General features: G+C 66.5%; 11 protein-coding genes and 1 tRNA gene. 9 read left to right on the top strand and 3 right to left on the bottom strand.

Annotated features, from left to right (window positions below):
• Window positions 1–112: 112 nt before the first annotated feature.
• Together HMPREF0731_RS18895 and HMPREF0731_RS23780 are read left to right on the top strand one after the other, a co-directional pair.
• A complete protein-coding gene (locus tag HMPREF0731_RS18895; RefSeq protein ID WP_007005808.1) occupies window positions 113–442 on the top strand; it encodes a hypothetical protein in 330 nt (109 codons plus the stop codon).
• Window positions 435–1,547: an ImmA/IrrE family metallo-endopeptidase gene (locus tag HMPREF0731_RS23780; RefSeq protein ID WP_040613992.1), complete on the top strand. Its 1,113-nt coding sequence runs from the start codon at window positions 435–437 to the stop codon at window positions 1,545–1,547. Before HMPREF0731_RS18895 ends, HMPREF0731_RS23780 begins: the two co-directional genes overlap by 8 nt.
• Here the strand turns inward: HMPREF0731_RS23780 and HMPREF0731_RS24505 are convergent.
• The 3 genes from HMPREF0731_RS24505 to HMPREF0731_RS18905 all read right to left on the bottom strand — a co-directional run bounded on the left by HMPREF0731_RS24505 (window position 1,537) and on the right by HMPREF0731_RS18905 (window position 4,047).
• Window positions 1,537–2,481: an alpha-glutamyl/putrescinyl thymine pyrophosphorylase clade 3 protein gene (locus HMPREF0731_RS24505; protein ID WP_157136236.1), complete on the bottom strand. Its 945-nt coding sequence runs from the start codon at window positions 2,479–2,481 to the stop codon at window positions 1,537–1,539. The genes HMPREF0731_RS23780 and HMPREF0731_RS24505 overlap by 11 nt on opposite strands.
• Window positions 2,478–3,533, bottom strand: coding sequence for a thymidylate synthase (locus HMPREF0731_RS23785; RefSeq protein ID WP_007005811.1), 1,056 nt, complete (start codon window positions 3,531–3,533; stop codon window positions 2,478–2,480). The genes HMPREF0731_RS24505 and HMPREF0731_RS23785 overlap by 4 nt, the downstream gene beginning before the upstream one ends.
• 439 nt (window positions 3,534–3,972) lie before the next feature.
• A tRNA-Gly gene (locus HMPREF0731_RS18905) sits at window positions 3,973–4,047 on the bottom strand.
• A gap of 170 nt (window positions 4,048–4,217) precedes the next feature.
• On the opposite strand from HMPREF0731_RS18905, the gene HMPREF0731_RS18910 reads away from it, so the two are divergent.
• The 7 genes from HMPREF0731_RS18910 to HMPREF0731_RS18940 form a co-directional block, all read left to right on the top strand.
• Complete coding sequence (locus tag HMPREF0731_RS18910; protein ID WP_007005812.1) at window positions 4,218–5,198, top strand: Bug family tripartite tricarboxylate transporter substrate binding protein; 981 nt, start codon at window positions 4,218–4,220, stop codon at window positions 5,196–5,198.
• Between the two features lie 83 nt (window positions 5,199–5,281).
• The gene (locus HMPREF0731_RS18915; RefSeq protein WP_007005813.1) at window positions 5,282–5,848 is read left to right on the top strand and encodes a prolyl-tRNA synthetase associated domain-containing protein; all 567 of its coding nucleotides are present in this window, start codon (window positions 5,282–5,284) and stop codon (window positions 5,846–5,848) included.
• A 127-nt stretch (window positions 5,849–5,975) separates the two neighbouring features.
• Window positions 5,976–6,905 (top strand): tetratricopeptide repeat protein, encoded by a 930-nt coding sequence (locus tag HMPREF0731_RS18920; protein WP_007005814.1) that lies wholly within the window; start codon window positions 5,976–5,978, stop codon window positions 6,903–6,905.
• Between the two features lie 15 nt (window positions 6,906–6,920).
• On the top strand, window positions 6,921–7,583 hold the full coding sequence (locus HMPREF0731_RS18925; protein WP_007005815.1) for an LON peptidase substrate-binding domain-containing protein: 663 nt from the start codon (window positions 6,921–6,923) through the stop codon (window positions 7,581–7,583).
• 60 nt (window positions 7,584–7,643) lie between these two features.
• Entirely contained in the window at window positions 7,644–7,865 is a 222-nt protein-coding gene (locus tag HMPREF0731_RS18930; RefSeq protein ID WP_007005816.1) for a Trm112 family protein, read from the top strand.
• Window positions 7,865–8,239 carry a gamma-butyrobetaine hydroxylase family protein gene (locus HMPREF0731_RS18935; RefSeq protein ID WP_007005817.1) on the top strand — a complete coding sequence of 125 codons (375 nt, stop codon included), beginning with the start codon at window positions 7,865–7,867 and terminating at the stop codon, window positions 8,237–8,239. The genes HMPREF0731_RS18930 and HMPREF0731_RS18935 overlap by 1 nt, the downstream gene beginning before the upstream one ends.
• A 48-nt stretch (window positions 8,240–8,287) precedes the next feature.
• Window positions 8,288–8,631: FAD/NAD(P)-binding protein (locus tag HMPREF0731_RS18940; protein WP_007005818.1), on the top strand; the 344-nt coding region annotated here is incomplete at its 3' end.

Here is an 8,631-nt window from a genome sequence, read left to right on the forward strand (position 1 = left end):
GCGCGGTCGGCGCTGTTACAATTCCTGCCATTGAGAGGTCACGAACGGTGCGCCTAGGCTCGCAAGCCGACACGCCGTCTGGCTCGGATGGCCCCCGGCCATGTTAAGTGGCATGGAGGTCGCATTCCGGACCAAGACGCTGCGGAGTCTGTGCGAGAACGAGGAGCTTATGGAGGAGAGATTCGGTCCGGAGATAACCAAGGCGCTGATGCGGCGCTTGGCCGATCTGCGTGCATCGACCTCCCTCTCCGACCTAGTCCTTGGCGACCCTCGGGACGTTCCAGGGACCAATGGTCGGTCCAAGACGATTGAGATCGCGTCCGGCCACCGTCTGGTCATTCGTGCCAACCATGCGAAGAACCCCACGTTGACTGACGGTACAACTGATTGGCGAAGGGTCAGCCACGTTCAGGTTATGTCGATCGAGGTACCCCATGCCTGAATCTGGGACGTTTGAGCCGAACTGGGTCTCGCCACCTGGCGATACGATCGCGGAGTTGCTGGCCCACCGATCGCTATCTCTCGTCGATTTTGCGGAGCGCATCGGCACGCCGGTCGCTACGGCCGACGAACTGGCACGGGGTCTTGTTCAAATAGATCGGCCGCTGGCGGAGCGCCTCGAGCGCGCACTTGGTCCATCCGCAACGTTCTGGATCAACCGTGAGGCCCAGTACCGTGCCGACATAGCTAGGCTTGGCTCTCGCGCGACTACGGCTGCAGACAAGGCATGGGTACAGGGGCTACCGACACGCGATATGGTTGCGTTCGGATGGATCCGCGCCACAGAGACGTTTGCTGAGAAGCTGGCGGAATGCCTCCGGTTCTTCGCGGTGCCGAACGTCGATGCTTGGCATCGGCAGTATGGCGGGGCGGCTGCAGTCGCGGCTTTTCGCATGTCATCCGCGTTCGAGTCCCGCCCGGGTGCGGTCAGCACTTGGCTCCGTTGGGCAGAGATTGTCAGCGGCCGCGCCGAATGTCGCCCATGGGCACCTGAGAAGTTCCGCGCCAAGCTAGACGAAATCAGGCGCATGACGTGGGTCAAGGATCCCGCGGTTTTCCTTCCGAAGCTGCGGAAGATCTGCGCTGATTGCGGCGTTGCCGTTGTTGTCGCCCGAACTCCAAGCGGCTGCCCGGCAAGCGGGGCAACCCGCTTCTTGACGCCTGACAAGGCGTTGATGGTTCTGAGCTTTCGCTATCGGACCGACGACCAGTTTTGGTTCACCTTTTTTCATGAGGCCGGTCACCTGCTTCTGCACGGAAAGGACGCTCTTTTCCTGGAGGACGGGAGCGACGTCACCTCACCGGAGGAGGCTGAAGCGAATGAGTTCGCCGCGCGGCTGCTAATCCCCGATGCACTCCTGACCGAGTTCCGTGCGCTCCGCCCGTTGCCGAAGGATATCTTCGATTTCGCGCGGAGAGCAGAGGTCGCGCCAGGTATGATCGTGGGCCAGTTACAGCATCACAATCGCTTGGGGAAGGATCGATTGAATTACCTAAAGAGGCGATACTCTTGGGATGCAATCCTCTCCGATAGCGCTACCCCCTGAACGAGATAAATTTCCCTGGGCTTTTTTGCCAATTACAAATGGCATCCTCAAGCGTTTGCATACCTACTTGCAGGTGATCGTCTAGGGTCAGCAAGCTCTGGTCGAGAATTTTCCCGCTGAGTGCGGAGTGTACATTACCGGTGAATAGTAGCCGAGCACCACGCAGTGGCCCAGTGGCCTCACCCAGATAGGCTGATCCTGGGTCGATAGGCGCGATCCCAAGCTTACCCAACATCGTGAGGTAATCGAACTTCGCCAGCCTGCCGAAGCGGCGGACTGCATTCATTTGAACATACAGATGATTGAAGACTTCCTTCGGATTCTGTCCGACCAGCTTGTGGGCGTCTCTGATTAGATCCTGGTGGGTGCGTGGTGGCCGAACCCATTGAACGTAAGAATCGAACACAGCCGCGGTTCCGGCTGCCGACGACGCCTTCAGGCTCTCATACTTTCGGTGATTGCTGAACCGGCGTGAGACGCCGTCACCACCTGACAGGCGTCTCTCGTGAGCAGTTAACCAAACCCGGAATGCAGTGGGGTTCGCGCTAATCGTTTTCCAGTCCCACAATCCGGGTCCGCCTAGTTTGCCGTAGACGTCGCGGGCCAGGCGCCAGCCATCTCGCGCATGCTTTCCAAAGTGCGTGGCGATGAACGTCAGCCAATACGCCTCGTCGACCTCACCGCGCCGAAGCCGCAAAGCTGCGGCCCTCAAAGGGTCAAATAGGTCAGAATGTGGATCCATCCGGCGCGGGTCGTGCAGGTTGTCCCGAACCCAGTGGACAAATTCGATGCGCCGCAGGCTCTCGACGAGCTGTTCAACAAGGCAGTCGAGGTGCCCCGGCGGGTGGATGCCCGGCAGTTGCTGCACCTGCGCGTCAATCCTCTGCAATTCTGCTGAAAGACGCAGACCGCGTTGACGCTCCGCAGGCTTCACGGCGCTGCCACCAGCTTGTTGCTGCCTCCATCCATGATCCCTGGAAGGCCTTTCTGAGGTTCGTCCGAAGCTGCTGCTAGGGCCTGGGCCTTGCGACGAATGAATGAAGCGTAGGCGCCGCTATGCATTGCTTTCTGCTCCTCAACGATACCGCGACGGTTCTTTGAATTAATCAAAGCGAAAATGCGGAGAAGTCGCGCCAGGTCGACCCAGTACGGATCAACACCATCTGCCTCAAGCGGGGATAGGCGCCCCTTCCTGATCGCCTCTTCGTTTACTCGTAACCAGTCAATAGAGGGCCATGGATCACCGATCGGCATCGCGGGCATTTCGGTTCGGGATTGCCAACCCTCCGCCAGGAAATCGCGCGCCCTGCGTTCATCGTGATCATAGAGATGAAGACTACCGACGGAGTGTGTATAGGTTCCGAGCTCTAAACCTACTTCACGGGCCACGATCTCCTGCATGAACGTAAATGCGAATACGTCGTGCGGCAGACCGATGTAGGCGTCATTTGATCGCATATGAACAACCATATGCAACCTTCCTCTCCTTGGAAGGAACTGCATTGTGCAGGTACACGGTACATCTGAGGAATTTCTGAGTAGATCAAGTTTATCGTAGATTTGAATTACGGCTTGTCGGGTATCGGTTTTTCCATCCGGATCAGCCAATTTTCGTCTGATCAATTGTATGGCCGCATTCATCTGGCTTTTGTTTCCGGAACCGAAAATACGAGGTCCGTAACCACCGCTCGCAAGTCTTGCGCCTTTCTTTGCTCCCGAGAGCTTTCGATATTTCTTTATGTAATACGTGATGTGAGCGAGAGAATTGGATCCGGACAGATACCATAAAGTTTCGCCAAGGCAGCTAAACAAGACTGCGCGATTCTCTGTTCGACTGAAGCGGGCACGAGGGTTTCGGATTTTCAAAATTGCACCGATGATTTCGCGCGCCGGACCCTTTCCCGAGCTCGTGCGGGTCTTACTGCTCAAAAGACGGGTGAATGCCTGACGAAGAGCGTCATCAAGCGTGTCGGCACTGATGAACATTCGCTCCGATTCGCTAACCGCACAGCGCGATCAACCTACCGGCGAATGCACTACTGACCAAGGTTTCGTTCCGGGTGTCTACCGCCCAGGCGATGTCACGAGCGAACTCCAAGCGGGGAAGTGGGCCGGTGGATTGGCCTTCTCCCGGGCGCCGAGCTTGTAGGTGACCAACGAACTTCGCGCTCCAGTGCCCTTTGCCAGGCGGTCGACTTGTTGAAGCAGACTGAGCTTGTCGCGGAGAAAATTCAGCAAGATCAATGATATAAGGCTTGAGGGTGAGATCGGGCTACCCCCGAGCTTGGGAGACTTTGGCGCCTCCGGAGAGCGATGCCCGGGGTCTTTGCGTTCTCCAACCCTCAAGCCACGGCCGCAAAACCCCAGGAAACCTGCGGTTCACGGCGCCAACGGCGCAGAAGACATGTGAGGTTGGAAAACCGACTGGAGCGGGCGAAGGGATTCGAACCCTCGACCCCAACCTTGGCAAGGTTGTGCTCTACCCCTGAGCTACGCCCGCATTCCGTCGTCTTCGCCGTTCGCCGCTGTGTCAGCGGTGCCGTCCGGCGTGGCGGCGATATGTCACGCCGCCGGTGGCGCCGCAACCCCCCGTTTTCACGGAGATTGCATTTTTTTGGTCGACCCGCATGTCGGGTCATCGTATGACTCGGCCAAACAGGGAAACGTTCCATGCAACGCCGCCTTCTCGCCGGGCTCGCCGCCCTGGCCTGCGCCCTCGCGCCCCTCGCCGCGCCGCCCGCCGCCGCCCAGCCGGGCTTCGACCATGCGGTGCGAATCATCGTCCCCTTCGCGCCGGGCGGCACCTCCGACATCCTGGCCCGCATCCTGGCGCCGGAGCTGACCCGCAGCATCGGCCAGCCGGTGGTGGTGGAGAACCGCCCGGGCGCCGCCGGCAATATCGGCGCCGACGCGGTGGCGAAGAGCGCGCCGGACGGCCACACCCTGCTGCTGATCGACGCCGGCATCCTGGCCACCGCGCCCAGCCTGTTCACCCGCCTGCCCTTCGACGTGAAGCGCGACCTGGCGCCGGTCTCCATGCTGATCTACGCGCCCTATATCGTGGCGACGCACCCCTCCCTGCCGGCGCAGGACGCGGCCGGGCTGGTCGCCTACGCCAAGGCCCATCCGGGGCGGATCAACGCCGCCACCTCCGGCATCGGCGGCGCCAACCACCTGGCCGCGCTGGTGCTGGCCGGGCATTGGGGGACCGAGGTGATGCCGGTGCCCTATCGCGGCGGCTCCGCCGCCCTGGCCGCGGTGGCGGCGGGGGAGGCCAACATGATCGTCAATGGCGCGACCGCCACCCTGCCTTTCGTCACCAGCGGGCAGATGCGCGGCATGGCGGTCTCCGGTCCGCGCCGGCTGGCGGCGCTGCCGCTTGTGCCGACCTTCGCCGAGCTGGGCTGGCCGGCGCAGGACTCCGGCACCTATCAGGGCGTGCTGGCCGCCGCCGGCACGCCCCCCGCCCTGCTGGCCCGCTGGGAGCGCGAGTTCCGCGCCGCCCTGGCGCAGCCCGCCATCGCCGCGCGCATCGCCGAGCTGGGCGGCGAGCCGCGGGTCGAGGGCGGCGAGGCCTTCAGCCTCTGGCTCGACCGCGAGACGGAGAACTGGCGCGGCGTCATCCGCGCCGCGCGCATCCAGCTCGACTGAGCCGGGGCGGCGGCCCAGGGCGAACCTCCCCTTGGCCGCGCCCCCCCTTGGCTGCCCAACCGGGCCACGCCTAGAAGGGCGGCATGTCCAGCGCCCCGACCCCGCCCGCCGACCCGACCTTGCCCATGGCGCCGCTGCGCTCCGGCCGGCCGCCGGAGACGCCGGAGGGGGTGCTGGCGCGGCTCGCCGCCCTCGGCATCGCCGCCGAGACGCTGCGGCATCCGCCGCTCTTCACCGTGGCGGACGGGCTGGCGCTGCGCGACGCCATGCCGGGGCTGCACGTCAAGAACCTGTTCCTGCAGCCGAAGGGGGAGGGGCCCTTCCTGCTGCTGGTGCTGGAATCCGACCGGCAGGTGAAGGTCAACGCACTGGTCCGCGCGCTCGGCGTGGCGCGTGCCAGCTTCGCCAGCGCCGAGGCGCTGTGGGCGGAGCTGGGCGTCACCCCCGGCTCGGTCACGCCGCTGGCCCTGGTCAACAGCCCGCCCGGTCGGGTGCGCGTCGCCATCGACCGGATGCTGCTGGAGGCGCCGGTGATCCATGTCCACCCGCTGGTCAACACCGCCTCCACCGCCCTGGCGCCGGCGGGGCTGCTGCGCTTCCTGCGCGACCTCGGCCACGCGCCGGAGCCGCTCGACATCCCGCCAGGCTGAGGCGCCGCGCGCAACGCCGGGCGCGGCCGCGAATTCCTCTCCTGGTTCTGTCTATTCATCGCCTTCGCCTTGCGCATGGCGCCGCGCGGCGCATCTATGCGCGGCAGGAAGACCGGAGTGGTTCCCCATGGACGTGATCACCGACCCCAACCGCCCCAACCCTGCCGCCGAGCTGATCAAGGATGGCGACGCCCGCAGCTTCATGCAGGATGTCGTGCAGGCCAGCCGCGAAGTGCCGGTGCTGGTGGATTTCTGGGCCACCTGGTGCGGCCCCTGCAAGACGCTGACCCCGGCGCTGGAGAAGGTGGTCAAGGCCGCCCAGGGCCGCGTCCGGCTGGTCAAGATCGACATCGACCAGAATCGCGGCCTGGTGCAGCAGCTCTCCCAGATGGGCCTGCCGCTGCAATCGGTGCCGACCGTGGTGGCCTTCTGGCAGGGCCAGATCGCCGACCTGTTCCAGGGCGCCCTGCCGGAATCCGAGCTGAAGAAGTTCATCGAGACCCTGCTGAAGCAGGCCGGCGGCCAGATGCCGACGGCCGAGCTGCTGGCCGAGGCCAAGCAGGCGGTGGAGCAGGGCGACCACCAGACCGCGCTCGAGATCTATGCCGCCGTGGCGCAGCAGGAGCCGGAGAATGCCGAGGCGCTGGCCGGGCTGGCCCGCGCGCTGATGGCGCTGGGCGAGGAGGAGCAGGCGCTGGCCGTGGTCGAGAACGCGCCGGAGAAGATCCGCAACCACGCCGAGATCGCCGGCGTGCGCAGCGCCCTGGAACTCGCCGCCGAGGGGCGTGAGGCCCGCGCCCGGCTGGCCGAGTTCGAGCAGCGCCTGGCGGCCGACCCGGACGACCACGCCGCGCGGATCGAGCTGGCGGTGGCGCTGAACGCCATGGACCAGCGGGCGGAGGCGGCGCAGGCGCTGCTCGAGGCCATCAAGCGCGACCGCGCCTGGAACGAGGAGGCGGCGCGCAAGCAGCTGCTGAAGTTCTTCGAGGCCTGGGGCCCGATGGACCCGGCCACGGTGAAGGCGCGCCGCGGCCTCTCCACCCTGCTGTTCCGCTGACGGGCGGGGCCGGGCATGGACCCGTTCCAGACCCGGCCGGAGGCGCTGCCGCGGGAGATCCCGGTCTTCCCGCTGGCCGGCGCCCTGCTGCTGCCCGGCGGGCGGCTGCCGCTGAACATCTTCGAGCCGCGCTACCTGGCCATGGTGGAGGATGCGCTCGCCACCGGCCGGGTCATCGGCATGATGCTGCCCGACCCGTCCCGGCCGCGGCCGGGCGGGCGCTCCGCCCTCTACCGCACGGGCTGCGCCGGGCGCATCGTCTCCTTCGCCGAGACCGAGGATGGCCGCTACCTGATCACCCTGCGCGGCCTGCTGCGCTTCGCGGTGCTGGAGGAGCTGGCCGACAGCCCTGGCGGCTACCGCCGGGTGCGCGCCGATTACGCGCCCTATCTGGCGGATCTGGCGCCGGAGGCGGCGGAGGCCGCGCCGGAGCGCGGCGCGCTGCTCGGCGCGCTGCGGCCCTATTTCGCGACCCAGGGCATCCAGGCCGACTGGGCGGCGATCGAGCGCAGCGACCCGGCGGCGCTGGTGACCAGCCTGTGCATGGTCTGCCCCTTCGCCGACCCCGAGAAGCAGGCGCTGCTGGAGGCGCCCGACACGGCGGCGCGGGCCGCCATGCTGGTGGCCCTGCTGCGCATGGGGCAGGCCGGGCCCGCCCCTTCCTCCCGGCCGAGCTGAACGCCCTTTCCCGCGCCCGCAGTTGACGCGCGGCCGGGCGCGGCGCAGGAATCCCGAGGCATGACGAACCCGACCGACATTGACCCCGCGACCCAGGCCAGCCCCGGCGGCCCGGTCGACCCCCGGCTGCTGGAAATCCTGGTCTGCCCCGTGACCAAGGGCCCGCTGCGCTATGACCGCGAGCGGGGCGAGCTGGTCAGCGAGCAGGCCGGCCTGGCCTACCCGATCCGCGACGGCATCCCGATCATGCTGCCGGACGAGGCGCGCCGCCTGGAAGGCTGATGCCCGTCCCGGTGGAGATCCGCCTGCGCCAGGCGGAAAAGCGGCTGGAGCTGCGCTTCGATGACGGGGCGCAATTCTCCCTGACCGCCGAGTATCTGCGCGTCGAGAGCCCCTCGGCCGAGGTGCAGGGCCATGGGCCGGGCCAGAAGAAGCTGGTCTCCGGCCGCGCCGAGGTGGGCATCCTGCGCATCGAGCCGGTCGGGCACTACGCCATCCGGCTGGTCTTCGACGACCTGCATGACAGCGGCATCTACAGCTGGGACTACCTGTACCGGCTGGGTGCCGAGCAGGCCGAGCGCTGGGCCGCCTATGAGGCGGCGCTGGCCGCGCGCGGCCTGAGCCGAATGCCTGCCCGGCGCGGCGCGGCGCCCTGAGGGCGGGCGTCCGCCCCGACGTTCCCCCCCCCACGACGAAGGTTCCGCATGACGCGACGGCAGAAGGTGGTGGCGATCCTGGGGGGCGGCTTCTCCGGCCTGGCGCTGGCCCTGCAGCTGCAGGGCCGCGCGCGGGTGCTGCTGTACGAGCCGGGCGCGCCCGGGCCGGGCCTGGCCTATGGCACGGCGCAGCCGGCGCATCTGCTGAACGTCCCGGCCATGGGCATGAGCCTGTTCCCCGACCGGCCCGGGCATTTCGCCGAGTGGCTGGGCGTGCCCGCCAGCCCGCCGGTCTTCGCCCCGCGCGCCGCCTATGGGCGCTATCTGCGCGAGCAGTGGCGCGAAGCGGCGGCGGCCGACCCGGCGCTGGAGCACCGGCCGCGGGCGGTGAC

The sequence above is a fragment of the Pseudoroseomonas cervicalis ATCC 49957 genome (assembly GCF_000164635.1).
In the GTDB taxonomy this organism is placed as follows: Bacteria; Pseudomonadota; Alphaproteobacteria; order Acetobacterales; family Acetobacteraceae; genus Pseudoroseomonas; species Pseudoroseomonas cervicalis.